The 26,142-nt window shown below is 68.4% G+C and carries 26 protein-coding genes and 1 tRNA gene; 17 read left to right on the top strand and 10 right to left on the bottom strand.

All coding sequences use genetic code 11. The features are described from left to right. Positions 1-5: 5 nt before the first annotated feature. Positions 6-830 carry a class I SAM-dependent methyltransferase gene (locus O7633_RS23690; protein WP_178063222.1) on the bottom strand — a complete coding sequence of 275 codons (825 nt, stop codon included), beginning with the start codon at positions 828-830 and terminating at the stop codon, positions 6-8. A gap of 643 nt (positions 831-1,473) precedes the next feature. Between O7633_RS23690 and O7633_RS23685 the strand changes: the two genes are divergently transcribed. After that, positions 1,474-2,943, top strand: a complete 1,470-nt coding sequence (locus O7633_RS23685) for a multicopper oxidase domain-containing protein (protein WP_282323968.1) — start codon at positions 1,474-1,476, stop codon at positions 2,941-2,943. Between the two features lie 4 nt (positions 2,944-2,947). Here O7633_RS23685 and O7633_RS23680 read toward each other — a convergent pair whose 3' ends face one another. Both O7633_RS23680 and O7633_RS23675 read right to left on the bottom strand, forming a co-directional pair. Next, a complete protein-coding gene (locus O7633_RS23680; protein WP_282323967.1) occupies positions 2,948-4,039 on the bottom strand; it encodes a methyltransferase domain-containing protein in 1,092 nt (363 codons plus the stop codon). A gap of 102 nt (positions 4,040-4,141) precedes the next feature. Beyond that, a complete protein-coding gene (locus O7633_RS23675) occupies positions 4,142-5,419 on the bottom strand; it encodes a cation:proton antiporter (protein ID WP_282323966.1) in 1,278 nt (425 codons plus the stop codon). Between the two features lie 831 nt (positions 5,420-6,250). Here O7633_RS23675 and O7633_RS23670 point away from each other — a divergent pair. After that, entirely contained in the window at positions 6,251-7,003 is a 753-nt protein-coding gene (locus O7633_RS23670) for a TylF/MycF family methyltransferase (protein WP_282323965.1), read from the top strand. A 146-nt stretch (positions 7,004-7,149) separates the two neighbouring features. On the opposite strand, the gene O7633_RS23665 is transcribed toward O7633_RS23670, so the two are convergent. Together O7633_RS23665 and O7633_RS23660 are read right to left on the bottom strand one after the other, a co-directional pair. Further along, entirely contained in the window at positions 7,150-7,410 is a 261-nt protein-coding gene (locus tag O7633_RS23665; RefSeq protein ID WP_282323964.1) for a hypothetical protein, read from the bottom strand. An 11-nt stretch (positions 7,411-7,421) separates the two neighbouring features. Next, a complete protein-coding gene (locus O7633_RS23660; protein ID WP_282323963.1) occupies positions 7,422-7,574 on the bottom strand; it encodes a hypothetical protein in 153 nt (50 codons plus the stop codon). A gap of 502 nt (positions 7,575-8,076) precedes the next feature. On the opposite strand from O7633_RS23660, the gene O7633_RS23655 reads away from it, so the two are divergent. From O7633_RS23655 to O7633_RS23645, 3 genes are all read left to right on the top strand, one after another. After that, positions 8,077-8,631 carry a hypothetical protein gene (locus O7633_RS23655; RefSeq protein WP_278131673.1) on the top strand — a complete coding sequence of 185 codons (555 nt, stop codon included), beginning with the start codon at positions 8,077-8,079 and terminating at the stop codon, positions 8,629-8,631. Positions 8,632-9,876: 1,245 nt separating this feature from the next. Then, a complete protein-coding gene (locus tag O7633_RS23650; protein ID WP_282323961.1) occupies positions 9,877-11,427 on the top strand; it encodes a hypothetical protein in 1,551 nt (516 codons plus the stop codon). Further along, on the top strand, positions 11,424-12,305 hold the full coding sequence (locus tag O7633_RS23645; protein ID WP_282323960.1) for a DNA adenine methylase: 882 nt from the start codon (positions 11,424-11,426) through the stop codon (positions 12,303-12,305). The genes O7633_RS23650 and O7633_RS23645 overlap by 4 nt, the downstream gene beginning before the upstream one ends. A gap of 429 nt (positions 12,306-12,734) precedes the next feature. Here the strand turns inward: O7633_RS23645 and O7633_RS23640 are convergent, their stop codons facing one another. From O7633_RS23640 to O7633_RS23625, 4 genes are all read right to left on the bottom strand, one after another. Then, positions 12,735-13,226 (bottom strand): hypothetical protein, encoded by a 492-nt coding sequence (locus O7633_RS23640; RefSeq protein WP_282323959.1) that lies wholly within the window; start codon positions 13,224-13,226, stop codon positions 12,735-12,737. A gap of 434 nt (positions 13,227-13,660) precedes the next feature. Next, the gene (locus tag O7633_RS23635) at positions 13,661-14,029 is read right to left on the bottom strand and encodes a hypothetical protein (protein WP_282323958.1); all 369 of its coding nucleotides are present in this window, start codon (positions 14,027-14,029) and stop codon (positions 13,661-13,663) included. 52 nt (positions 14,030-14,081) lie between these two features. After that, a complete protein-coding gene (locus tag O7633_RS23630) occupies positions 14,082-14,627 on the bottom strand; it encodes a GNAT family protein (protein WP_282323957.1) in 546 nt (181 codons plus the stop codon). A 15-nt stretch (positions 14,628-14,642) separates the two neighbouring features. Then, positions 14,643-15,923: a hypothetical protein gene (locus O7633_RS23625; RefSeq protein WP_282323956.1), complete on the bottom strand. Its 1,281-nt coding sequence runs from the start codon at positions 15,921-15,923 to the stop codon at positions 14,643-14,645. Positions 15,924-16,329: 406 nt separating this feature from the next. Between O7633_RS23625 and O7633_RS23620 the strand changes: the two genes are divergently transcribed. From O7633_RS23620 to O7633_RS23570, 11 genes are all read left to right on the top strand, one after another. After that, positions 16,330-16,455, top strand: a complete 126-nt coding sequence (locus O7633_RS23620) for a hypothetical protein (protein ID WP_255700280.1) — start codon at positions 16,330-16,332, stop codon at positions 16,453-16,455. A gap of 155 nt (positions 16,456-16,610) precedes the next feature. Beyond that, complete coding sequence (locus O7633_RS23615; RefSeq protein ID WP_282323955.1) at positions 16,611-16,904, top strand: hypothetical protein; 294 nt, start codon at positions 16,611-16,613, stop codon at positions 16,902-16,904. A 30-nt stretch (positions 16,905-16,934) separates the two neighbouring features. Further along, the gene (locus tag O7633_RS23610) at positions 16,935-17,231 is read left to right on the top strand and encodes a DivIVA domain-containing protein (protein WP_282323954.1); all 297 of its coding nucleotides are present in this window, start codon (positions 16,935-16,937) and stop codon (positions 17,229-17,231) included. Positions 17,232-17,268: 37 nt separating this feature from the next. Then, positions 17,269-18,000, top strand: a complete 732-nt coding sequence (locus tag O7633_RS23605; RefSeq protein WP_282323953.1) for a GntR family transcriptional regulator — start codon at positions 17,269-17,271, stop codon at positions 17,998-18,000. A gap of 114 nt (positions 18,001-18,114) precedes the next feature. Continuing rightward, positions 18,115-18,543 (top strand): hypothetical protein, encoded by a 429-nt coding sequence (locus tag O7633_RS23600; RefSeq protein ID WP_282323951.1) that lies wholly within the window; start codon positions 18,115-18,117, stop codon positions 18,541-18,543. 97 nt (positions 18,544-18,640) lie between these two features. Then, positions 18,641-18,940 carry a hypothetical protein gene (locus O7633_RS23595; protein WP_282323950.1) on the top strand — a complete coding sequence of 100 codons (300 nt, stop codon included), beginning with the start codon at positions 18,641-18,643 and terminating at the stop codon, positions 18,938-18,940. After that, positions 18,931-20,361, top strand: a complete 1,431-nt coding sequence (locus O7633_RS23590) for an FtsK/SpoIIIE domain-containing protein (protein WP_282323948.1) — start codon at positions 18,931-18,933, stop codon at positions 20,359-20,361. Before O7633_RS23595 ends, O7633_RS23590 begins: the two co-directional genes overlap by 10 nt. Next, a complete protein-coding gene (locus O7633_RS23585) occupies positions 20,358-20,978 on the top strand; it encodes a DUF2637 domain-containing protein (protein WP_282323947.1) in 621 nt (206 codons plus the stop codon). Before O7633_RS23590 ends, O7633_RS23585 begins: the two co-directional genes overlap by 4 nt. Then, the gene (locus tag O7633_RS23580; RefSeq protein WP_282323946.1) at positions 20,975-22,768 is read left to right on the top strand and encodes a replication initiator; all 1,794 of its coding nucleotides are present in this window, start codon (positions 20,975-20,977) and stop codon (positions 22,766-22,768) included. Before O7633_RS23585 ends, O7633_RS23580 begins: the two co-directional genes overlap by 4 nt. Before the next feature lie 22 nt (positions 22,769-22,790). Next, complete coding sequence (locus O7633_RS23575) at positions 22,791-22,976, top strand: helix-turn-helix domain-containing protein (protein ID WP_282323944.1); 186 nt, start codon at positions 22,791-22,793, stop codon at positions 22,974-22,976. After that, complete coding sequence (locus O7633_RS23570) at positions 22,973-24,352, top strand: site-specific integrase (RefSeq protein ID WP_282323943.1); 1,380 nt, start codon at positions 22,973-22,975, stop codon at positions 24,350-24,352. Before O7633_RS23575 ends, O7633_RS23570 begins: the two co-directional genes overlap by 4 nt. Positions 24,353-24,577: 225 nt before the next feature. On the opposite strand, the gene O7633_RS23565 is transcribed toward O7633_RS23570, so the two are convergent. Then, positions 24,578-24,650, bottom strand: a tRNA-Arg gene (locus O7633_RS23565). A gap of 481 nt (positions 24,651-25,131) precedes the next feature. On the opposite strand from O7633_RS23565, the gene O7633_RS23560 reads away from it, so the two are divergent. Continuing rightward, the gene (locus O7633_RS23560) at positions 25,132-25,803 is read left to right on the top strand and encodes a hypothetical protein (protein WP_229406952.1); all 672 of its coding nucleotides are present in this window, start codon (positions 25,132-25,134) and stop codon (positions 25,801-25,803) included. The last annotated feature ends 339 nt before the right edge of the window (positions 25,804-26,142 follow it).

The following is a 26,142-nucleotide window of genomic DNA, read 5'->3' as shown; positions in this document are numbered from 1 at the left end:
CCGACTCACGTAGCGGTCTCCTTCGTGTGGGGTTTCCGGGCGACGAGCAGAAGGTCCAGATAGAACGGCGCGTCCGGGCCCTCGCGTCTCCCGAGATCGCCGAATGCGCGATCCAGATACGTGTCCAGGGAACTGGGCAGCAGGTGGTCCACCAACCACAGGGAGCGCAGCACCAACCCGACCGGGCCGATCGCGGGCCAGCCGTTCTCGCGTCCGTACCAGCGCAGCAGGAGCAGCAGTCCTCGCGGCCCGCAGGTCAGCTTCAGCACCCGGTCGACGGCGAACCCGGCCAGCTCGGCCTGCCGGGCCAGGCCGTCCGCCGTCCACCGCCAGAGGTCCTGGCCGCCGTGCTCCTCCCACACGCCGTGGGTGGACAGCACCAGCCGGCCCCCGGGCCGCAACAGCCGCAGCGCCTCACGCAGGTAGGCGTCCGCGTCGGTCACGTGTTCGAGGACCTGGGTGGACAGCACGCCGTCGAACGTCGCGTCGGGTGCCGGACAGCGTCCGTCGTGGTCGAGCGCGTAGTCGGCCGGGTAGGACTCGCCGCCGGGGATGTCGGCCGTCTTCAGATCGGCCGCGGTGAACAGGTTCCGGTACGGCGACGTGCCCGCACCGTAGTCGAGCCAGTTGCCGGAAGCGTCGCCCAGCACCTCGGCGAGCGCGTCGCGCAGATCGATGAAGTGCGCGTAGGCCCAGTCGCCCCGGCGCGGATCCGTCCGTTCGCGGAAACGTTCGGCCATCACCTCGTCGAGGGTCGGCTCGGCCTGCTGCTTCGAGACGGCCCCGAGCACGGCGTTCACCCCCGGGAGCCGGCCCAGCAGGCCGATCACCGCCGGGGCTCCTGCCCACGGTGGACCGGCGGTGTCCGGTCGGACCGCAGACGCGCAGCGCTCGGGGCGAGCGGGACCGGCGTCACGCCAGCGGCGTCGCGCCGGGGGGCGATCGGGCTGCACTCGACCCGCTCGGCCGGGTGCCGTACCACCATGGTCATGGCTGAGCCTGCCCCTTCGGGTTGCGGCGAAATCGCGGACTTCCGCGCTGTCAGCGTCGGCAGGTTCGCCTTTCGGCCGAGAATGTCAAGCCTCGCCACGTCTGCGGCGCACGACCTGACCCCGGGCCCGCCGAAGGCACGGACATTGACCTTGGGCTCGCCTGATCAGACCCTATCGAGCCGTGCCTGACAACTGACTAGGGATTCCCCCACAACCTCGGTTGCGCCAGGAAACCGTCCCGAGGATCGCGGATGTCGACGCCGCCGCAGCCCACGAAGAGTACGAAATCGACTAGAGTTTGGCGGACCCGGTACGACTTCCCGCTGACGGTTCGATCAGCGGGATGTTTCGTGCCAGACTCACCCCGCCGCCTCGAAAGGCCGCCATGGCAGGTGGGCCGCGTGCATAGACCGCGTGCGGTGCGCCTTTCCAGATCCGGCACGCGTCCCCTGCCCCGTCACATTGACTAAGGTGCCCAGCCATGTTCAATCGACGACAGCTACTCGCCCTCGGAACCGCCACCGCCACCGGCGTGGCGGCCCGCCTGGTGTTCAAGGGTTCACCGACCGCTGAGGCAGCGCCGGCGAGCCCGCACGCGAATCACCTGCTGCCGGCAGTCAGCGAGGTCGGCGCGACCACGGTGACGGTCACCCCGTTCACCGAGCCGATGCCGGTGCCACCGCAGCTGAGCCCGGTCTCCCAGGCCGGCGGCGTCGACGTCTACGAGATCCCGATCGAACCGGCCCAGGTCCAGATCCTGCCGGGACTGTCCACCCCGGCCTACACCTACGGCGGCTCGTTCGTCGGCCCGACGATCCGGGCGCGGACCAACCGCCCCGTCCGGATCACCTACACCAACGGGCTGGACAGCCACACGAACGTGCACCTGCACGGCGGCCGCGTGCCGGCCAGCAGTGACGGGCACCCGATGGACATGATCGAGCCGGGCGGCTCGCGGGTCTACGACTACCCGAACGTCCAACGCGGGGCCACGCTGTGGTACCACGACCACACCCACGACTACGAGGCCGACCACGTCTACCGCGGCCTGCACGGCTTCTACCTGATCGAGGACCCCGCCGAGCGGCACCTGCACCTGCCCAAGGGGCGCTACGACGTCCCGATCCTGCTGCGCAACGCGCAGTTCGACGAATCCGGCGCGTTCGTCTTCGGCAACCCCGACGACCGCACGACGATCCTGGCCAACGGCAAGGTTCAGCCGTACTTCCAGGTGGCTCCCCGCCGCTACCGGTTCCGGCTGCTCAATGCGGCCCTCAAGCACGTCTTCCGGCTCAACCTCGGCGGCCAGCCGATGGTCCGGATCGCCTCGGACAGCGGCCTGCTTCCCGCTCCCACCACCCACACCGAGCTGGCGGTCTCCTCCGGTGAACGGGTCGAGATCGTGATCGACTTCGCCGAACACCGCGGGCGCGGCCCCGTCTACCTGTTCGACGGCGACAACCCGATCCTGCGCTTCGACGTGGGGTCCACCCGGGTCGTCGACACCAGTCGCGTGCCGGACCGCCTGCGCGAACTGCCGCCGCTGGGCACGCCGACGGTAGAGCGGACCGTGGAAATGAAGTTCGACATGTCCGGCCGGCCGCCGACGGCCTTCATCGACGGCAAGGTGTTCGACCCCAACCGGGTCGACATCCAGGTCAAGCGGGGCACCACGGAGATCTGGAACATCGTCAACGGCGACACCGATCCGTACCCCTTCGACCATCCCTTCCACCTGCACCTGGTGCATTTCCAGGTGCTCGGGCGCAACGGCGGGCCGCCGGCTCCGGAGGACACCGGTCTCAAGGACACGGTGTACGTGTCGCCCAAGGGCTCCGTCCGCTTCCAGGTCACCTTCGACGCGCCCTTCGTCGGCCGGTACATGTACCACTGCCACTACCCCGAGCACTCGTACCTCGGGATGATGGCCCAGCTGGAGGTCGTGCCCTGACGCCTCAGCCGGACAGGGTCACCATCGCCGGATGGGTGCCGAACAGGCTGACCACCCGCACGTCGTCGACGCCCAGCCCGGCGGCGGCGACCGCCCCGGTCAGTTCCTCGAACTCGTGCAGCAGCAACACGGCCAGGCCGTCGGCAGCGAGCACCCGGCGGATCTCCCGGAAGAGCCGCGCCGGATCGTCCGCGAGGGCGCCGCGGGCCAGCACCTGACGGTCCCACGGTGGATTGCTGACCACGCGGTCCACCGTCCCGGCGCCCAGTGGCAGGCGCCCGGCGTCACCGACCGCCCAGGTGACGCCGGGCGTCCCACTTGCCGAACCATGGCCGACCCCGTCGAGTGCCGCCGCGTTGGCCACCGCCGCGCCTACCGCGGCCGGATCGTGATCCAGACCGAGCAGGACGGCTCCCGGACTCAGCCCGCCGGACTCGAGCAGGATCGTGCCCGTGCCGCAGCACGGGTCGACCACCCGCATCCCGGCGCGGATCCCGGCCTGCCACGCCAGCGCGGCGGCCAACGGCGGGTGCAGCGTGCCCGGCGTGGAGGATGTCTTGTAGGAGCGCCGGTGCAGCGGCCGGTCGGCGATCCGCACCGCCAGGGCCGCCTGGGTGCCCTCGACGGTGACCCGCAGCGAGAGGCTGCCCTCGGGCGGCGCCTCGCCGTTGCGGCGGGAGTGGAAGCGCAGGCCCAACCGGGCCGCCGCGGTGCGGCCGACGGCCTCCTCGACGTCGTACCGGTTGTAGTTGCGGCGGCCGAGGAACGATGCCGCCACATCGAGTGTCCCGGCCCGGGCGGAGTAGCCGTAGGTCTTCCGCACCTCGAGCAGTTGCCGCAGCGGAGCGTCGCGCGCCAGGCGGGTGAAGGCAGCCAGGGCCGCCTTCGTGTGGTCCGCGTCCTCGGTCACCCCCGCGAGCAGGAACAGGTCGTCCACGGTACGCAGGTCGAGCAGGCTCGGCTCCGGACGGCTCGCGCGGAACCACACCTCACGGTGCCGCTGGTGCTCGACCCGGCAGCCGCGCCCGGCCACCTCGCGGGCCGCGACCTCCTCCAGGCCGCGCAGGGTCCGCGCCAAGAACCGCACCGTCACCATTCTCTCCCTCGGGCCCGCGTCGTCGCGTGCCCGAACGTACCAGCGCGGTCCCTCCGGGCGATGCACGCTGCACGGGGCAGCATGGCGTCCCGGGCAGCGGCCTCACCGCACCACCGGGCGGGTGATCAACTGCGCCTGGTTCTCCTCCCGCAGCGCCTCCTCGGCGTTGTGCTCGATCCGGCGCATCGCCCGCAGGAGCATCGGCGGCGCCATGACGGAGGTGAGGACGGCGACGAGCACCACGATCGTGTAGGTGGCGGTGTTGAGGATGCCCAGGCGCAGCCCGACCATCGCGATGACGATCTCCACGACGCCCCGTGAGTTGAGTCCCGCCCCGAGGGCGACCGCCTCCCAGTGGCTCTGGCGCGTCAGCCGGCCTGCCAGGTACGCGCCGCAGAACTTGCCCAGGACGGCGAGCACCAGGATCACCAGACCGGCCACGAGCACCACCGGGTCGGCGAGGGCGCGCAGGTCGACCCGGAGCCCGGCGGTGGCCAGGAAGAGCGGCGCCAGCACGGAGAGCACCACGGTACGCAACGGCGCCATCCGGGCCGGCTCGACGCCTCCGGGCAGCCCGAGCAGGACTCCCGCCACCAATGCGCCAAAGATCGCCTCAAGGCCGAGCGCGTGCCCGGCCGCCGAGAACAGCAGGACGGTGACGACCGCGATGGCGACGGCTGGCCCCACGTCGCTCTGGGCGTTCGCCCACCGCATCGCACGCCTGACCACCGGGCGGCCGATCAGCGCCGCCGCGACGATGAACAGGACGAGGTTGAGCAGCGAGGCCAGCACGTTCCCCACGGTGAGGGCGCTGACCGCCATGGATGAGATCAGCGACAGCATGAACCAGGCCATCGCGTCGTCCAGGGACGCTGCGGCGAGGATGAGCTGACCGACGTCACGGTGCATCAGCCGCATGTCGGTGAGCGTCTTGGCGATCACCGGCACGGCGCTGACGGCCATCGCCACCCCGAGGAAGAAGGCGAACATCACGCGCTGGTCCGTCGCCGCCAACAGCGCCGCCGGCACCAGCAGGCCGGTGGCCACGCCCAACCCGAGGGGAAGCAGGAGGCCACCCATGGTCACCGTGGCGACCGTGCCGGCCCGGCGTCGGATCAGTCGCAGGTCGACGTGCAGCCCGGCCACGCCGACCAGCAGCACGACGCTGAACTGCCCGAGCGCGTCCAGCAGGTGCATCTGCGACGGCTCACCGGGCAGCAGCCAATGCCCGACGGAAGGCGCCAGCTGGCCCAGCAACGACGGCCCGAGCAGGATCCCGGTCAGCAACTCGCCGACGACCGCCGGCAGGCCGAAACGCTGCGCCAACCGGCCCAGAATGACGGCCAGCAGCAACAGGACCCCGACTTCGAGAAGAAACAACAACAATTGATGTGAAGCCAGGGGAGCCACGGGTGCGGCGCTCGCGATCATCAATCCTCCATCGCGCATGATCGGTGAACGGGCCCATCGTCGTGCGGCGTCCGCCAGACCGGTCAGTTCGTTCGGCGCGGCTCGGGCATCCGGCGACGGGTCCCGGTCGGCACTGGCGGAATCCTAGCCTCTTTTACTTAGATGAACCTCGATTGGTCGAGGGCAGGAAAACAAGGGGGCAGCGGATTCGCCAGGCGGCGGGCGTCGAGACCGTGCCCCACAGCAGAACAGGGTGCACCTTCCTGGCGGGTAAGGGCAGCGGGCGGCGGTCCGACCGACGGATCGACCGAGGTCCTGCCGCGCGGCGAGGGCCCTGGCCGGCGGGTTCGGGGCGGGGCTCCGGTGTCCCTGGCCGCCGCGACCGCGCTCGACGCCACGCCGGCCCACCCGGCGTCGGGAATCACTTGTCTAGTGTTTTCCATGACATCGGCGAGCCCGCAACCGCGCCGAACACTAGGGAATTCCCTGACGAAGGGCGTGCGATCATATGCCAGATGAGTACAGACGTTCACTCGATCTGCGGCCGGGACCACCGCCCCGCACATCGATTCGTCTGGCGGTGCACGATTCCGGCCCCGAGTCGTGCGCCCGCGTCACTCCGGTCCGGGGATCCGAGCGAGAACGAAGGTCCGGAACCGGATCCGCGCAAGCGGGTGGTTCCGTGAACTCCTCGGTGGACCGAGAATGCGGGGAAATGCCGACGGCCCCCCGCAGGCCGCCCGCCTCCCCGCTGAGCCCTCCGCCGTGGCCGCAGCCAATCCCAATGCGCGAAGGACCGTCATGGAGCATCCCCGAAGTCTCTATCTTGATCTCCTCGAAAAGGTCGTCACGAACCTGATCTACGAGGACCCGCCGGTGCCCAACCAGTGGCTGCACGAGCGGGAGTTCAAGGCGACCAACCGGGAGAACGGCAAGGACTGGCCGAGCATGGCGCACACCATGGTCGGGTTGAAGCGCATCAGGAACATCCGCGCCCTGTTGGAGCAGGTCATCGCGGACGGCGTCCCCGGCGACTTCATCGAGACGGGCGTGTGGCGCGGCGGCGTGTGCATCATGGCCCGCGGGGTGTTCGAGGCCTACGGGATCCGGGACCGGACGGTGTGGGTGGCGGATTCGTTCGAAGGGATCCCCGACACCGGGGCCGACGGTCACCCGATGGACCAGGCCCTGGGGCTGCACCACTGCAATGACGTGCTGGGCATCCCGGTGGAGGTCGTGCAAGCCAACTTCGCCCGCTACGGGCTTCTGGACGACCAGGTGCGGTTCCTGCCGGGGTGGTTCTCGGACACGCTGCCACACGCGCCCATCAGCCAACTCGCCGTGCTGCGACTCGACGGCGACCTCTACGAGTCGACCAGGGACGCCCTGACCAACCTGTATGCGAAGGTCAGCCCGGGCGGATACGTCGTGATCGACGACTACGTCATTCCGGCCTGTCGCAAGGCGGTCCAGGAGTTCCGCGCGGCCCAGGGCGTCACCGAACCACTCCAGGTGATCGACGAGTACAGCGTCTACTGGCGGCGGGCGGCCTGAGCCTCGATCCACCGACGGGATCCGGACCGGCGGCACCTGGAGTCGCAGCCGGCGACGTCCATCGCCGTTCCCGGAGGCGCTGCGGGTGCAGGCCAGACGGCGGTCGAGGACCGCCACCCGGTCACCCACCAGCTCGCAGTCCACGATCATCGCCAGCGGCACGGCCCTGACGCCTCGTCGTCGACGCCCCCGCTGGCGGGCGGCGACCAGGTCGGGCACGCGTCCTCGATGACCTCCAGCCCGACGAAGCGGGCCCAGCCGCTGACGTCACCGACGTGGTCCTCGGCACATACCCGCAGGTCGCCGTTGCCGGTCGTGGTGGCCGGCCGCCCCGAGACGCTCGGCACCAGCGACGGGGCGGCGGCCCCACCGGTGTCGGTGGCGCTGGCGAGACTGAGCACCGACATCGAGGGGCCGATCACCTGGGGGTGGCGGTGAGGGCGGCGGCCGCGGTCCACGGACAGTCACCGGCGTTGGCACGGGTCACCGTCCGGGTCGACGAGGGCACGCCGAGAGGGGCCTCCCCGAGGTCGAGGTCGAGCGCGGCGGCGTCGGAGCGCAGCACGGGCACGTCCGGAGCCGGCGGCCGCCGCCTCCCTGGCCCGGGCCCGCCGCCGGCGCTCCCCCGGCGACGGCATGGTGCACGGCGTGCGCCGCCCCGCTGACGGCCACGATCAGCAGCTCCGGCCCGCCCAGGGCGATGCCGTCCACGGAGACTCCGAGCCGGCAGACCTACCCGCCGTCGCAGGCTGCCGGTAGTTGTGCGGCTGAACCTCCTGAACGAGGTCGAGGCGACGTCCGGACGCCGGTGGAACCTGGTCCGCCAAGGCACCCTGCGGGACAACCGCCACGCCGACCACCCGGACGCGCCGGCGACCTCGGTCGCCGTCCACCGTGCGGCCCCTGGCGCCACACCTCGCAGTGCCGGGGAGGTCCCGGTAATGGAGCGCCCGTCCCCGACGCTGCGGTTATGGATCTCGGCCGCGACAGCGGGAAAGGCTTGACGCGCCCGCATCCATCGCGCATGGTCGATAATAATAGATGGGCTTAAATATTTCCTCATGGGAGGACCGATGAAGGCCTTCATCACCACCGCCTGGGCTGCGGCCCTGCTGCTCGCCACCACGGGCGGCGCGTCCCACGACCGGACGGCGGCCGACGCGCCCTGCACCGGGCAGATCCACGCGAACCCGGGGTTCGAGCTGGGCTCCACCGGCTGGACCGTCGGTCCCCGCATGGTCGTACTCGGCGACACGGCCCGGCCCGCACACGCCGGCCTCGCGTACGCCGCCTTCGCCGGGCTGGACGTGACACACACCGACCTGCTGCGCACCACCGTCACGGTGCCGGCCGGCTGCGACCTGACGGTCCGCTTCTGGGTCCGGACCACCACCACGGAGACCAGCCGCAGCGACTACCTGAACGTCGGCCTCGCAGTCACCGGGATACCCCCGAAGACGAGGTTCTCGCTGGCCTTCGACGGCGGGTCGCAGTGGCGGCAGTACAGCATGTCGACCGGAACTGCGACGACCGACCGCACCGCGACCGCCAGCTTCCTCGCCAGCGAAACCGCCGGCAACGGCGTCACGGCCTTCGATGTCGACGACGTGACCTTCACCTTGAGCTAAGGGACTGCAAGGGCCGCCATCACGGCCGCAGGGACGCCCTCGGACAACGCGGACCACCGCAGCGCCGCGCACGGCGCCGAACGCGGCGGTGGCCGCCGCGCCGAGGGCCCGGTCGGCCCGGTCGGACTCCACCGGCGACCGCGCCTGCTGCACGCCACCACCACCCTGGCATTGTCCTGGTGACGCCACCCCCATGACCAGACCCGCCAGGCTCACCGCCACAGGCACCAGCAAAGCCCACCGCCCACCACGGCTGGCGTGCGCATCCGACGGCATCGAGGACTGGCACTCCAGAGCAGGACGCACTTAGAAGTCCTTAACCGGATGGAGCACCCAGACGAGTGCAACCTGCACCGAACCGCTCGTTCGCGCTGCCAAGATCGTTGCAGACGCTCTGCGGGGTCGGCTGCGAACAGGAATTCCGGGTGATGTCCGACCGCGCAGGACGATCAATCGATGTGAGGGCACATCCGCTGCTCAGGTGGCGTTTCTGCTGATCTTCGAGGTGCCCCCGGCAGGATTCGAACCTGCGACACACGGTTTAGGAAGGCGACAGTGGCAGATCGCTACTGACTGTGTGAGCTGGGCATACAAGGCACCCACTGGCACTGCCAGTCAAGATCATTGCACGCCCTCTGCACGAGGACCCAGTGGCCCACGAAACTCGATATGAGGCATGTGTTGCAAGCTCTGCTTGACATCTCACTTACAGGCTCTCTACGTACTTCGTCCGGCAGGGGCCAGCCGCACCCGCGACCTTGGACCCACTGCCTGGGCCGATCCGTCAACGGATGTTCTCCTTCCGGCCCGGTGACTGTCAGCACCGCTGTCGACAGCGACCTCGCGCCTCGCACGGGGAACATCGCTTCATTCGCCTCCCCCAACAACGCCCCGGGCCCAGGAGCGGAACGCGACTAGGGGAACCGCCGCCCGCAGCGTTCGGCTATCGCAGGGCCCGGCCCCACTCTGTCCGGTCGACGCCGACGCATAGGGGTTGACCTGCCGTTCCATCGGCTACTGCTGGTCCTCGACGATCATGGCTGGTTGGCGTTCAACGGCCGGGGGCGGCCCGAATGCGGGCCAGCCTTCAGGCCGTCCAATCCCCTGGCAGGTAGCACCTTTGGCCGACTTGCCCCGGGAACTACCACAACGACGGTTGTCCAACCCTGTCCAGATCTACTACGGTGTCGATCAAGTCACATCTAGTATGCACTGGTACCAGTCGACACCGCCCGAGGAGACCTCATGATCGACATGTCCGCCTGGGAGGTGCTGAAGGTCGACGTGCTGGAGCTCAAGTTGGATCCTCGCAACGTTCGGCTTGAGCTGGCCCAAGACGCCCCCGAGTCGGATATCATCAACGATCTATTCGTGAACGAAAAGGCCTTCACTCTCGTCGACAGCATCGTGAAGATTGGCCTGCTTACGCACGAAGTGCCGATCGTTTTGAAGCGCGGCGACGACCTATTCGTAGTCGAGGGCAATCGCCGAATCGCTGCTCTCAAGGCAATCCAGAACCCGTTTCTCGCACCGAGCCATCAGGCTCGAATAAACAAGGCGCTTGAGGGGTTTACGCTCAGAGATTCGCTCCGCCATGTCGAGGCAAAGAGGGCCCCTTCTCAGGCCGATGCGGATCAGTTAATCGCAGCCCTGCATACGGGGAGCCAGCGGGTCGCTTGGTCGCCAGCACGACAAGCTGCATTCTTTCAGGCTCAGATCGATAACGGCAAGTCGGCCGAGGATCTCTTCAGACTGTACCCGACAGTCGATGTCAAGAAGTTCATCTCGCGAAGCCAGATCCTCAATCTCTTCAGGGCGACTAACTATGAAAGCCCCACCCTGAAAGATTTCGTTCGTTCTCGCCGCTTCCCTGTTTCGACCCTCGCCCGCCTCTATGACAATGACAAGTTCTTGGACCTGGTTGGCATTAGGGTCAACAGCGCCGATGGAACGGTTAAGCTTGAAACGGGGCGGAAGCGATTCGCTCTGGTCGCGGAAAGGGTTGTGGGCGGGATCCACAGCAAGGAACTCGACACTCGGTCCCTCAACTCGAAGACAAGTGACACATATAAGCGGCTCATGGATGAAATCAGGGACATCATGAATGATGATGTCGTTGAAGACGAGGAATTGAGACCTGAGCCTGCCGCTGACACGAAGCCCTCCCACTCAGGAAGAGGCGGGAAGTCGGCGAATGAGGGGTCGAGCTCCTCGGATAATCCGGCGACCGGTGCGGGTCAGAGAAACCAGCAGAACGCCGGGCCCGTGCCTGACGAGGATGATCAGCCAGCCACAGATAAGACGGCAAAGAAGCAGCGGCCCTATCTGGACACGGATGATTTCACCGTTCCAGCGAGCTACCCTCTCGCCATTCATCAGATCATGAAGGAGCTATCAAACCTTCGGATTGACAAGTTTCCGAATGCTGTTCTCGACCTTATCCGCACGTTCCTTGAGAAATCTATCAAGGCATACGCAGAATCAAAGGGAGAGGATATTAGGGCAAGCCTTAATGCCGCCGCAGTCAAGGCAAACCCTAACGCAAAGCCTTCTGTGAAGTTCGTGCAGCTGGGGGAATGCTTAATCTGGCTCGAAAAGCACTTTCAGGAAAATGGCCCAACCTCTTTACGGCAGGTGGTGGCCAAGATCAGGGCAGGTAAGGTGGCAACGGACTATATCGCCTCCGCTGATCACATGAATGCAATTAACCACAATCATCAGGTCTTCGCCACGACGACTGATGTGCGCGAGTGCTGGGATACGATGCGGGGCCTACTGAAGGCGATCCTGACATGACCGTCGACGCGTTCAAGACGAAACCGAGCCGCTTGAAACGGCCTGCCATCTCGCCACTGCGCTATCCAGGCGGCAAAGCATCTCTTTACACTCGTCTGCGAGCGCTCCTCCGATACAACGGGCTCACTTCGGGGACGTATGTCGAACCCTATGCGGGTGGCGCCGGCGCAGCCTTGGGGTTGCTGGTGACTGGTCAGGTTAAGGACATCGTCATTAATGACCTCGACCCGGCAATCTTCGCCTTCTGGAAATTCCTCATCGATTCGCCCTCGGATTTCTCCCAGATGATTCGCGAAGCTCGACTCAGCGTAGCCGAATGGGAAAAGCAGCGTGACGCATATCTTCACACCCCTCACGACGACTACCATCGCCTAGGGTTCGCAACGTTCTACCTGAACAGAACGAACCGTTCAGGCGTATTGAACGGCGGACCAATTGGTGGCATGGATCAAACGGGTAACTACAAGATCGACGCCCGCTTTAACAAGAACGGGTTAATCGAGCGCGTACGACTAATCGGAATGTATAGCAAACGTATTGCTGTCCACAACATGGATGGCATTGCTTTGATAAAGCAGTATATCGATAATCCTAGCACTTTGGTGTACGCCGACCCGCCTTATTTCGAGAAGGCCGGATCACTGTACCTTAATTCCTTCACGAGCGATGACCACCAAGCACTCGCCGCCTGTTTGAACGGGCTGAAAGATCGGCGCTGGCTGCTAACTTACGACAACGTTCCTCAAGTGTCGCACCTCTACGGCGAGCGTCGGTCAGAAGAGTTCTCGCTGAACTATTCAGCACATCGAGTCATGAAAGCCAAAGAAATTATGGTCTACTCCGACGCGCTGGTGATTGGCGAAGAACGTCTACTGTAGGTATGCCATACCGATGTTTCCCGGACCGCGCAGATAGGCGGGCCCCAGCCCTCCAACCCGGGTGGACCTAGAGGATCGTGCCCATGCCCGGCCCGGGACTTACCTTCCTCGCTGGCATGCTGCGATCGTTGCAGGTGCGAGTGCCGCTGCGCCCCGATGCTGCCCTAGAACGGACATCGCGGCCGACGCGTGCTGAGTCAAGACAGTCCGCCGGCGTTCGCCCAGATCCCCTCCCAAGCAGTCACCCCACTTCACGAGAGCCAGAGTTGCGTTCGTCCTCTTGGCCGGCCTTACCCAGCACTACATGACGGGCCACATCCCGGAAATCTTTCCTAGCAAGTTGGGCCGAACGCGCTGCCCTGCGAGCCGCAAGAGCTGAAGCCAGACCAGAGACGAGCGCCGAAACAGAGCCCGCCATGCTGGCAATCGCTATCCAATCCATCGGGCCACCTCCTTAGCTACGTCTCGGCCGACACCGATCATGATATTAGCGACTGTAGCCATTGCAGTTATGACCGTCGCAACTACAGCACATAACCATTCCTCGAAGAACTTGCTTCCGGCAGGATCAACTGCCGTCATCACCCATGCCAGCACCAGGAAAATTATGGCAGCTAGATTTGCACCAATTGACACATGCATCTTTCGATGGTGGCCGTCACCTGAGGCCAACGCCTCGCCAATTCCGGACAGAAGTATGCCGACATTCAGAACGTAGAGGTTCTGCACCTTGATGGCTTCGACACCAAAGAGGCCACCAAGCACGAGGAGGACAACAGGAAGCCCCAGTGTCCAGATTGAGAATACGGTGAGCTTGTCCCCCAACTTGTCTTTGTATATGTCTTTTTGGACACCCGCTTCAGGTTGTGCCGTAGCTCCAAGGCTGGGCTTAGGCCCTACAGCGCCGCCAGCAGAACTCATGCCGGTCATTCTAGTTGCGGTTCCAGCGACTTCATCGCTTCACCCGATCAGGCGATTGTCGCCATCCCGTCTAAATCGATCCTGTCTCCCAGGTAGCGGGCCGCTGCCCGGCCCGCTATGTCAAGAGAGCCTTGACGCCCGCACGGACGTTGGCGGGTCGTTCCCAGCTGCTCCGTTCAATGAGCTGGGCCATTCAGTGGCAAGCCGCGAAGCGGCGCGGCAGCGATCGCCCTGCCCTCGGCGGCGGCCACGTCCCTCGCGATCGTCACGGCCTCGCTGTCCTTCAACGGATCGAAGTAACCGCCCGGCGCGCCGGCCGATGCCGGCCGGAGGCCGCCAGCAGGCCGAGTGCGCCGGGCTGGCCGTGCCTGCGCGGCCCTTGATCCCTACTGAGATTGTTTCGGCAACGTGCTGCCCAGCAGGGCGACCCGCTCCTACGTGCTGGCGTCAATCGCCTGGCGGAGGCGTTCCACTGCTGCGTAGATCGCCTGCTCGGGACCTGGCCGGCTGGGGCGCCATTCCACGATGACCGGGCGGACGGCATCCGCCAGGCTGGCTGCGGCTTCCTCGGTGTCCGGGTCGGGTAGCTGGCCGAGGGCGTCGATCGCGCCGATGGTCGTTTCGTAGCGGTGGCTGTTGGCCGGGGTGTTGCGCCAGTTCGGGTTGTCGCGCCACGTCTGCACGCGGTCGCGCACCTCGGCGGCTGCTGCGCGGATCAGGTCGGCGCGTCGCTGAGGTGTGAGTGCTGCGGGGTGCGGTCGGTCGTTGGTGGGTTCTTGCGGCGGCGTGTCGGCGTCGCGCATGGCGGCGATCGTACCGGCGCTCGTCGGACAACTCCGCGCCCCGGACCTCACGTCAGCCGGCGGCTGGAGTCCATTCCTGGGCGAGGATGGAGTAGAGCAGGGAGTCGCGCCATGCGCCGTTGGTGAAGACGTGATCGCGTAGCCGGCCCTCGTACTGCATGCCGAGCCTTTCGGCAACGGTGATGGAGGCGGCGTTGTCGGGGCCGATGGCGGCGGTGATGCGGTGGAGCTTCAGCGTCTGGAAGCCGTAGTCGACGATGGTCCGGGCGGCGTCGGTGGCGTAGCCGTGGCTCCAGTGATCGGCGCTGATGGCGTACCCGAGCTTGGCGGCCTGGTGGCCGGTGAGGCCGAGTCGTGCGAAGCCGATCATGCGGTCTGTGGTGTCGGTGACGGCTAGGTAGTACTCGGTGCGGGGGGTGTGCTGGGCGCGTTGGATGGTGCCTTCGACCATGGCGACGGCGGCGGCCTGGTCCCGGCTGTCGAAGGACAGCCACTGGGTGACGCGGTCGTCTCCGACGATTGCCCACGCGTCGGCCGCGTCATCGGAGCGCATATCGCGCAGGGTGATGACGCGGCCGGGGATGGTGATCGGGTCCATGCTCCCGATCGTGCCCTATCGAGGCAGGGCGTTGGCCGGGGTGTGGGTGAAGTGCTCGATGCCGTCGATGAGGTCGCGGGCGTCGGCTGCGTGGCCGGCGCGGGTGATGGCCTGATGGACGCGGCGCACGGAGTGGATGATGCCGTTGATGCGCTGGTCGGCGGGCAGGTCGAGCACGGGAGCCAGGGCGTCGGCGGCGGCGTCCAGGTCGCCGCTGGCCACGCGGGCTATGGCCAGGTTGGCGTGTGATCCGGCCTGGTCGCCGAACGCCCATGCGGGGTCGTTGGGGTCGGCGTACGCCTGGGTGGCGCGCAGGGCGTATCGCTCGGTGGCGGTGGCTTCGCCGGGGAGCCAGGCGAGCGCGTCGCTGGCGTAGTAGAGGGTGCGGGGCTGGTTGAAGGTGCAGATGCCGCCCATCTCGTCCATCTCGTCGGGGCGTACGCGGGACCAGGCGTCCTCGGCCTCGGTGATAGCGGCCTTGGCCTGCTCGGCGTTGCCGAGGGCGGCGTAGGCGCGGGCGGCGCTGGCGGGCAGCCACACGGCGGAGGTGCCGCCGGCCTGGGTGGCGTGCTCGCGGCCGGCTTCGGCGTAGCGGACCGCCTCGGCGTAGCGGCCGGCCCAGTAGGCCACGAGGGATTGCAGGCCGCGCAGCCACGCCTGTAGCCCGGGGTGGCCGGACTGCTCGGCGCAGAGCACGGCGGTGCGGGCCTGGAGCATGGCCGAGTGGGGGTCGGCCATGTCGTGGGAGACCTTGGCGAGCAGGCCGCTGGTGATGCCGGCGAGGAAGTGCAGGTCTCTGGACTGGTTCGGGGCCTGGCGGCGCTCCAGGAGGGTGAACAGGGTGTCCTGTGTCTCGACCAGGTCGGGCAGCACGTGGCTGACGGGTCGTTGCGGGTAGGCCAGGGCGAGGCGCTGCACGTCCTCGGCGAGCTGTTCGATGGCGGCGGGGCTGGTGGACTCGGCGGCGAGCATGGCGTATTGGCGGGCGCGTTGTGCGGCCATGGCGAGGAGGTTCCTTTCCGGGCCGGCGCCGGTGGGGTCGACAACGAGGTGTCGCTCCGGCGCAGGGGTCATCTGGTGGGGAGCCCAGGGGCGCTGTAGTTCGTCGATGGACTTGTTGAACATGGCCTGTAGTGCCCGCCGGGTGGCGGGGGTCGATGAGGCCAGGTCGCGTTCGCCGCGTGCCAGTCGCCCGAGGTGCCGGGCGCTGATCGCCGCCCGGGGGTCCATCCGGGAGAACTCGTCGGCCAGTTCCTCGTACGTGCGGTCGCTCTGCTGGATCAGGTGCTCCAGCATCGTGCGAGGTTCGCGGCGTTCTCGTGCCATCCGTCTACGCCTTCCTGATGGGCTGTCTCCACGCTCGCCCGGGTGAGGTCCTTGCGGCAATGCAGGTCCTCGTGGTGTCCGCTCGATGTCCGCCAGAGGTGTACGTACGGGTCCTCGATCGGTCCCGTAGGTCCCGGGCACTCTCTCCTACATGGACGGCTCACCCACCGCAATTGTGCATGTGCATCCCGCTGATGCCCATGGGCAGCCGCGTCGGCGCGCACACCGGGAGGTGAGCTCAGCGAGGAGGGGCGCTGAGCAAACCGGGGTTCGCGTCGTGCGGTGCGTGGAGGGGTCGCGCCCACAGCGGGGAACGCATCGGTCCTCGCCGTCCGCGCCGGCTGCGTGTCCCGCGTGCGAGGGGCGGGGCTGGAAGATGGCCAGCCCTCGGCGCTCGCTGCGGGCTCCGGGTGACCCGAACCGGTTGCAGCGGCGCGACTGCCTCGACTGCGCAGGCACCGGCGCACAGGGGCAGTGGGCGGGGCTGGCGGTCGTCGCCTGACCGGTGACGGCCGCCGGCCCTCCGATGATCACGCGGCGTTGCGCCGTGTCCTGAGTTGGCCCGGGGCGGGTGCTGGTGGAGGCGCGGTGTCGGCCGTAGCGGAAGCCCGCCCGCCTCGGTGCCCCGACCAATCCGAGACGGGAAGGCGGGCGGTCGTGGTTCCGAAGCCGGGAGACGTGCTGTACGTCAACCGGCAGGCGTCGGTGCAGTTCGGCGGCGACCGGGCGTTAATCTTCCGGGTCATCAAGGTTCCCGACCAGCCCACCTACTACGGCTGGATCTGGCTGACCGGGTACATCCTCGATCCCAAGGGCAACGCCCTGGACCGCCGGGAGATCTACGTCCAGAAGGCGGGCCTCCAACGGGCCACCCCGCCGGCCGCTGCGGTCCGCCAACCCGACCGAAAACCAGCGGCACGTACGACGGCCAGGAACGCCGTGCGGAAGTGAGCACGGGCGGCGGCCCGATGGGAGGGTTCGATGGCGGTGGGAGTCTTTCGAGCAGCCTCGCGGCTGGCTCCGATGGTCCCCGAGCAGGTGCGCCGGCTGCGGTTCCGGCGTACCGGGTTCGGGCGGCGCGGCCTGGCCGAGGAACACGTCTACGCTTTCCTGCGGCGCGTCGTCGACGAGTTGATCGCCAGGGACGCCGCCGAGGCCAGCCTTCGGGAGGAGAACGTCCGACTGAAGAACGCGCTTCGAGACTGGCAAAGCCAGTTCACGCCGAGGCCGGGTCGGGACGGCGACAGCGCATGGACAGGAGATCAGCAGCGCAGATAGCCTGTTGACAAGCCAAGTTGCCGTCTGGGGTGAAACGGTGCCGATCGAGGTTGCGCCGCCGAAGTACGTGGTGATCGTCAACGCGGTGCAACAGCGCATCGAGGACGGCACCTACCCGCTAGGTGCCATGCTGCCCAGCGAAACCGAACTCATCCGCGAGTTCCGCGCGTCCCGGCCCGTCGTGGTCCGGGCGCTGGACCTGCTGCGGCAGGGCGGCTGGATCGAGAGTCGCCAGGGCAAGGGCCGCTTCGTCCTCGGCCCCCCGGGCGGGACCGAGCAACGCTCACAAGGACGCCGGTACGGCCTGCTCGACGACGACGAACGGGCCGGATCAACGCTGCTGGCGGCCGGCACCGTACCCGCCCCGCCGCGAGCGGCCGTCGCCCTGGGCGTGGAACCGGGGACCCCGGTCGTGGCGCGTCGACGGCTCATCACGGTTGACGGAGTCGGCCCGGTGGAGCTGGGCACGGCCTTCCTGTCCGTCGAGCTGGCCGAAGGAACTGGCGTGGGCGTCCAGGACACGATGCCGGAAGGGCTGCTTCGGCATGTGGCCTCCCGCAAACGGCTCAAGTTCGACCACGTGACCGAACGCATCTCAGCGCGGTTGCCCAGCGCGGAAGAGGCCAAGCTGTTGCAGGTCCGCCAAAGCGATCCGGTGCTGACGGTGCTCCTGGCCATCTGCGACCGCAGCGCCACGCCCCTGCTCGCGGTGGACGCGCTCCTTCCCGCCTCGCGGCACGACCTGGAAGACGTCTACCCGCTCGACTGACCAAAGTGGATTAGCCACTTGACAAGTCAAGTTGGCAGTCTCTACCTTCGATGTAACTTAACAAGTCAACTAGTCGAGTTGCCTTGTGGAACTGGAGGTCTCGTCGTGGTTCCGATGACGTTGAAGGTGCCGGTCCCGTCCGAGTACGTGTTCCCCGCCGGGGCGCTCTGCCTGGGTGTGTCGCCGCAGATCGACTTCGACCGGCGGGGTGAGGCGGACAACCAGGCGCGGGACAAGGACACCGGTGAGCGGGTCTGGGTGGTGCGGGTGATGGACCTGGACCCGGAGGCGGGCAAATTCGGCCGGTCGACCGAGGTGAAGGTCAAGGTGGTCGCCGGACAGCAGCCGGTGCCGCCGCCGTCGATGGTGCCGGGGTATCCGCCGGCGGTGGAGTTCGAGGGTCTGACCCTCACTCCCTACGTGGATTCGCAGCGGTGCAAGCCGGGCCGCTCGTCGGGTGACTGCCGCTCCCGGATGGCGTATTCGCTGCGGGCGACCGCGATCCGTCCGGCGTCGGCGGTTCCCGGCGCGGTGGCGGCCTGACCGCACCTGATCGTGCGCGCGGGGCGGGTCGTTTCCCCGCCAAGAGTCCCGACCCGTCCCGCGCTCTCCCATCCCTCATCTGGTGAAGGAGGGCGTGATGCCCACCGTAGTTCCCCCTGCCCTGATCATCGCCGTGCCCCTGCTGGTTGGCGCGGCCCTCATCCTGATCCGCGCCGGCTTCGGGCTGGCGGGTCTGCGGCACGCCTACCGGGAGACGGAAGCCGTGCTGCGGTCGGTGTTGCGGTTGCCGCCGGCTTGCGGGCGGGTGTGCGCGATCCGCTGCCCGTATTGCTGCCGGTGGGTGAAGCCGCGCCGGTTCGACCTGCCCCGCATGTCGTGCCGCTCGTGCATCTCGACGCTGGCGCGTCCGGGTCGGGGTGGTGACCTGTGCCTCTGATCAACGTCATCCCCGGGGACAAGATCCCCATGGCGCCGATGAACGTGCGCCTTCCGGCGTGGCGGGTTCCGGGCTGGCTGCTGGTGTTCTGGTGGCTCGCCCGGGGCCTGTTCCGCCTCACCGTCCTCGCCGTCCGGTACTGGTGGCTCACTGGCCCGGCCGCGCTCGCGCTGTGGGTGCGGGCGGAGTTCGGGGGCCTGGTCCTGGCCGGCGTCGCCCTGGCGGTTGCCGCCGGCTGTGTGGGTTGGTGGCGGTGGCATCCGTCGTCGTGGCTGCGGTTCGGCTGGTATCCGCTGGTCGCCCGGGTTCGGGCGCTGGTGGTCTACCGGCGGCGGTGGGCGTCGGTGATGGCCACCTGTGGGCTGGCGACCGCGTTCGCCGGTGACCGGTACGTGCCGCAGCTCCTGCGGGTGCGCTGTGACCGGTACGGCGACGAACTGACGGTCCGGTTGTTGCCGGGGCAGATCCCGGATGACTGGGGCCAGGCCGCGGAACGCCTCGCCTACGCCTTCCGCCTGCGCACCGGCCAAGCCCGCTCCACCGATCGGCCGGATCGGGTGGTGCTGCGGCTCGTGCGCCGTGACCCCCTCGCCGAGGTCGTGGGGCCGTTGCCGGTGGCTGAGGTGCCGGACTTCGACGGGCTCGCCCTCGGCGTCGACGAGAACGGCCGCACCTATCGGCTGCGCCTGTCCGGGTCGCATGTGTTGATCGCGGGGGCGACGGGGTCGGGCAAGGGGTCGGTGTTGTGGTCGCTGATCCGCTCCGTGGCCGCCGGTATCCGGTCGGGCCTCGTCGAGGTGTGGGCGTTCGACCCGAAGGGCGGCATGGAGCTGGCGACCGGGGTGCCGCTGTTCGCCCGGTTCGCCTACGACGACCCCGACAGCATGGCCGGCGTCCTGGAAGAAGCCGTGAAACGCATGCGGGTGCGGGCGGCCCGGCTGCGCGGGGTGACCCGCCAGCACGTGCCGACGCCGGAGGACCCGTTGCTCGTGCTGGTCGTCGACGAGCTGGCGGCGTTGACGGCGTACATCACTGACCGGAAGGTCCGCGACCGGATCAAGGAAGCCCTCGGCCTCCTCCTCTCCCAAGGCCGGGCAGTCGGCGTGCATGTCGTCGCCGCGTTGCAGGACCCGCGTAAGGACGTGCTGCCGTTCCGGGACCTGTTCCCCACCCGCATCGGCCTGCGGCTGACCGAACCCGAGCAGGTGGACATGGTCCTCGGCGACAGCGCCCGCGACCGGGGCGCCCTGTGCGACCGCATCCCCGAATCGTCGCCCGGGGTGGGGTTCGTGGTCCTCGACGGCGTCCGCGAACCGGTCCGGGTCCGCTTCGCCTACCTCACCGATGACGACATCCGGCAACTCGGCCGCGACTACCGCCGCTCCAGCGACACCGACAACAGCGAGGGGGTGACCTCGTGAAGACCACCGCAGACCGGGTGGAGGGCGTGGTCCTGGTGCTCATCGTCCTCACCGTGGGTGGGCTGGCCGGCGCGGCGTCGTTCACCCACGTCCACGACTGGACCATGGCCAACTCCCCCACCGGTACCGGCGACTGGTTCGGCTGGGCGAATGCCGCCATCTCCGAACTCCTGCCCCTGGCGGCGCTGTTGACCATTCGGCGGCGACGCCGCACCGGCGGGCCGGTCGGGTACCCGCTGTTCCTGCTCGTCTGCGCCGTCGCGCTGTCCCTCGCGGCGCAGCTCGCGGTGGCGAAGCCGAGTCTGTCGGGCTGGCTGCTGTCGGCCGTTCCCGCGCTGGCGTTCCTCGGCCTGTCCAAGCTCGTCTTCTCGGTAGCTCCGGCGGTGCCCCTCGTCGATCAGCCGACCGACGTCCCCGACTGGGGCCAGTGGTCACCCGATGACGCCGGAACTCAGGACCGGCCGTCCCTGCGCCTCGTCGACGGCGACCAGGCGGCGGCCGTCGAACCGGTCCCACCGCCGCCGGTGGCGGTGCAGCGGCCGGGGCTGGTGCCCGTTCCTGCGGCGGCGTTCGCGCCTCGTAATGGCATGCCGTACGGCTCGGAGCGTGACCAGTGAGCCAACAGGAACTCCTGCCCACCGCGACGCCGGCCGAGGTGCAGCAGCCTCGGCCGGGGTCACGGGCCGACCGGATGCGCAAGCCCCTCGCGAAGGACGCGCTCAAGCAGCTCGCCGAGCAACACGGCGTCTGCGTCCGCCCCCTCGCCCTACGCCGCACCGACACCACCACCGGACTCACCGAAATCGTCGAAGTCCCCTGCGGAGCCACCCTCGCCGCGAAGTGCAAGCCATGCGCCGAGAAGGGGCGACGGCTGCGGATCCAACAGATCCGGGAGGGCTGGCACCTCGCCGACGAACCCACCATCCGCCCCGACAAGCCCGGTGAGGACGTGCTCGCCCTCGTCCGGGTCCGGGCGCATCTGGAGTTCGAACGCGAAGCACTCCAGTACCAGCCGATGACCCCCGACGAGCGGGCCGCCCAGGTGGCCGAGATCGATGCCGCCATCGCGGAACTGGACGAAGCGCTCGGCGAAACCAGCCTGCGCGGCCACCTAACCCCGAAGGAACGCGACGAGCGGCCCCGCCGCAAGCGGTCCACCCGGCGGCGGCAGGACACCCCCGACCTGCCCCGGCTGCCCGTCGACCCGCGCACCGTCGGCCGCGCCTACCCGGGCAAGGCGGGCAAGACCTACCGGCCGTCGATGCTGATCACGCTGACCCTCGGCTCGCACGGCCCCGTCCACTCCCACCTGCGCCGGGGCGCCTACGTCGCGCCGTGTGAGTGCGGGCAGCGACACGGCCCCCATGACGACGTCCTCGGCACCCCCGTCGACCCCACCGGCTACGACTACCGGCGGGCCGCCCTGGACGCGATCCACTTCGCCCGGGTCCTCGACCGGTGGTGGCAGAACGTCCGCCGCGCCGCCGGCTGGAACGTCCAATACGCAGGCGCGGTCGAGCTGCAACGACGGCTCGCCCCACACGCGCACTTCGCCATCCGGGGCACCCTCCCGCGCCGGCTGCTCAAGCAGATCGCCGCCGCCACCTACCACCAAGTGTGGTGGCCACCCTTCGACGAGCTGGCCTACCCGGTCGACAAGCCGCCGGTGTGGGACGTCCACCGACAGGCGTACGTCGACCCCAAGACGCGCGAACCGCTACCCACCTGGGGCGAAGCCCTCGACGCCCTCGAAGAACCCGACAGCCGACCCGCGTACGTGGCGCGGCTGGGGCGCATCGACGCTCGGGGCATCGAGCAGGGCACTCGCGACGCGGAACGCTCCATCCGCTACGTGACGAAGTACGTCACCAAAGACCTGACCGACCAGGCCAAGCCCCGATCCGACGCGCAGAAGGCACACTTCGACCGGCTCCACGCCGAACTGTCGATCCTGCCGTGCTCACCAACCTGTGCCAACTGGCTGCTCTACGGGGTTCAGCCCGACGGCGTCAAGGCCGGCTTGACCCCCGGCCGGTGTACCGGGAAGGTCCACCAACGCTCCACCCTCGGCTTCACCGGCCGCCGCGTCCTCGTCTCCCGCCAATGGTCCGGCAAAACCCTCGCCGACCACCGCGCAGACAACCGCGCCTGGGTCCGCGCCATCCTCGCCGGAGGCATGGCCGACACCGAGGAACACGACCAGGCCGCCGCCGACGACGCGGACGGATCGAAGCGCTACCGATTCGAACTCGCCCGACCAGAAGACCCCGACGTGCCACCGCTGGAACACCGGCTCCTACGGGCGATATCAGCACGCATCCGCTGGCGCGCAGACCTCGACACCGCGCGCCTGCGAACAGGCTCCGTCGCGCCGGCAACGGCAGTCCCCCTCCCCCTTGCTGCTTGATCATCTGGAGGAGAAACCCCTCGTGGAAAGCGAGTTGTTGACCGTTCCTGAAGTCCTCGCCTTGCTCAACGGCGTGTCGCGGCGGACCTTCTACCGCTGGCGTGAACTGGGCATTGCTCCGGAGTGCATCAAGCTCCCCAACGGGGAACTGCGGATCGAGCGGCGGGACCTACGGGCCTGGCTGGAACAGCACCGGGAGGCGGCGTGAAGTCGCGTGAGGTGCGGATCCGAGGCATTCAGGTCAACGCGCTGGCGGGTCGCAAGAAGTCGTACACCGTTCGGTGGGTGGTGGGGACGGGGCCGAAGTCGCGGACGTTCGCCACCCGGGCGCTGGCGGACAACTTCCGGTCTGACCTGATGCAGGCGGCGAACCGGGGCGAGGCATTCGACGGCGACTCCGGTTTGCCAGAGTCGATGATGGCGCCGAAGGAATCGGTGAGCTGGCTCGGGTTCGTCCGCCGCTACGTCGACATGAAGTGGCCGGGCGCGGCGGCCAAGTCCCGGGAGAGCACGACGGACGCGCTGGCGACCGTGACGGCCGCGCTGGTCGGCGAGGTGGCCGGGCGTCCTGATCAGCGAGTGCTGCGGCGGGCGTTGCGGGAGTGGGAGTTCCCGCCCGCCTCTCGGCAACTCGACCGGCCGGCGGATGTCGCTGCGGCGCTGCGGTGGTTGGACCGGGCCTCGCTGCCGCTGTCAGCGTTGGTGGAAGCTGCGATCGTGCGCCCCGCGTTGGACGCGCTCGGGCTGACGTTGGACGGGCGGCCGGCGGCGGCGTCGACGACCAGGCGGCGGCGCTCGGTCTTCTACAACGTCCTTCAGTACGCGGTAGAGCTGGAGCTGTTGGAGTTCAACCCGGTCGACAAGCTGCGGGTGCGGTCGAGCCGGCGGAAGGTGGCCGGCGAGGTGGACCGGCGCGTCGTGGTAAACATCCGCCAGGCGCGGGAGCTGCTGATCGGGGTGACGTACGTCGGCCAGCGGGGGAAGAACGGCCGGCGTGGTGAGCGCCTGGTCGCCTTCTACGCCTGCCTGTACTTCGCGGCGCTGCGGCCGAGTGAGGCGCTGGGCCTACGGGAGCGGGACTGCCATCTTCCGGCAACGGGCTGGGGGCTGCTGACGGTGGAGAAGTCTCGTCCGGCGGCGGGGAAGCGGTACACCGACAGCGGCGAGGTCCACGACGACCGGGGGTTGAAGCACCGGGGCGAGACGGAGGCGCGGGAGGTGCCGATCCCGCCGGAACTGGTGGCGATCCTGCGGGCGCACGTCGACCGGTTCGGGGTGGGCGTCGACGGGCGGCTGTTCCGCAGTGACCGGGGCAACGTGGTGGCGTCCTCGACGTACTCGCGGGTCTGGGAGGAAGCGCGGCGGTTGAGCCTGCCGCCGGAACGGGTGGCTTCTCCCCTGGCCGGTCGCCCGTACGACCTGCGGCACGCAGGGGTGTCGCTCTGGCTCAACGCCGGGCTGCCTGCACCCGAGGTGGCGCAGCGGGCCGGTCACTCGGTGGACGTGCTGCTCAAGGTGTACGCCAAGTGCCTCGACGGGGACCGTAGCCGGATGAACGAGCGGATCGAAGCGGCGTTGCGCTGATGATCACCGGTAGCGTGGGAGAGGCCGTGGCGGACGCTGCGGCCTCTCTGCCGTTCACGGCTGTGACCTGCGGAAACTGGCACTTCCCGGCCGTCAAGACCATTGCACGTATTCTGCACGGACGGCTGCAAACGGCGGCTCCGGGTGACATCCGGCTGCACAGGCCAACCGATCGATGCGGGAACGTATCCGCTGCTCAGGTGGCGTTTTGGCTGATCTTCGAGGTGCCCCCGGCAGGATTCGAACCTGCGACACACGGTTTAGGAAACCGATGCTCTATCCCCTGAGCTACGGGGGCGCGAGGGCCTAGTCTAGCGACCTGCGGGTTCACCTGGGGTGGCAGGGAGTGGCCCACGTTCACCCACAGCACCCGGACCCCCGTTTGCCCAGCCCAGGACCACAGCTCGAGCACACGACCCCCCGTTTGCGACCACGATCGGCTGCGGTGACCCGTGTTGGCACCGGTTGACCCTGGCTGGCATCCGCTGGCGAGCACACGTCGCGCACATCATCGAAGATCATCTAGAGGGCTCCCGCTGCAGCGGGCCGGCCGGAGGTGGTCGGATCTCGCTCGACGCTCTGCCCATCGGTCGGGAGACTGGCGGTCGTGACAGCCCGCAATGGTGTTCCCAAACGGTGCGTGGCAGGAGGTCAGGTTCAGCCTGTTCGTGCCGACCCTCGATTACGGCGGCAGCGCGTGGGGCCAGGATGTCCTCGATCCGTGGGTTGCTTCCCACTCGTCGGTCTTGGCCGCGTTGCGGCAGGTCGGGGAGGCGAGGATGTCCGCCGTCGCGTTGGCTCGTGAGGATCTGTGGGCGTTGTACGCGTTGAGCAGGGTGATGGAGTTGCTGATCCTGCCCGGCCAGCCGCCGGCTACCGATCCCGGCGAGCCTGCGGACTGGCTTGCGTCCTCGGCGTACGGGCGGTTCGTCGCGGCGATCGGCGGCACGTTCCCGGAGGGGGAAGGGTTCCATCCGTTCCTGCACGAGATCGTCGAGGTCGAGCCGGCGGACGATCCGCAGGCGCCGCCGGTGCTGGTCGGGCAGTGGTGGCCGGGCTGTCTGGTCGGGTCGCTGCTACTCATGCGCGGCGGCGTGAGCGTCCGCGCCGGTGCCCGCCACCTGGATCCCGCGCTGGCCTCGACCTCGACGTTGTACTGGGCGTGGCGGCGGCGCTACCGGCAGGTGGTCGACCTGTCGCACGGCTGGGGCGGCAACTCGCAGTGGCGCACCGCCTTCCGCCGTGACTACCGGCTGGCCGACCGGCTCGTCTACAACGCAGACGCCGCCATGGACCCGACGCCTCCGCATCCCGGCGGTCCGGACCCGTGCACGGACGTGGACCTGCTGCGTTACCGGTGCAGCACCCTGGCCGACCACGGCGACGACCAGTGGGTGTGGGACAGCCACCACGTCGAACCGATGGCACCCACCGCTGTACCACCTGAGTAAGCGATGGCCCGCCAGCCCGGCGACTTGTTCGCGTCGCAGAGTCGAGCGTCGTTCGTTGCGGTTGCCATCAGGCGGACCGAACGACGGTAGGACGGCTCCCAGGGCCGAGCCGCTCGGCACGCTCGGTGGCGACCACCGACTCCGCTCCGTGAGAGGCCCCACTGTGATGCTGCCTTCTACTCCCGCCGACGTGCCTGAGTACATCACCGACACGCTCCAGCCCTCAGGTGCTTGAAGAAGACCGGGGCGCCCCGGAAGGAGAACACGATGTGCGGGACCTGCGCAGCATCAGGGCATCACCGAGCGCAGGGCGGGCGTACGGCATGGTGCCCAGGCCGG

The organism is Micromonospora sp. WMMD712 (assembly GCF_029581295.1).
Lineage (GTDB): Bacteria > Actinomycetota > Actinomycetes > Mycobacteriales > Micromonosporaceae > Micromonospora > Micromonospora carbonacea.
The sequence above is the reverse complement of the archived record's forward strand: the minus strand, read 5'-3'. Positions and strand labels throughout refer to the sequence as shown.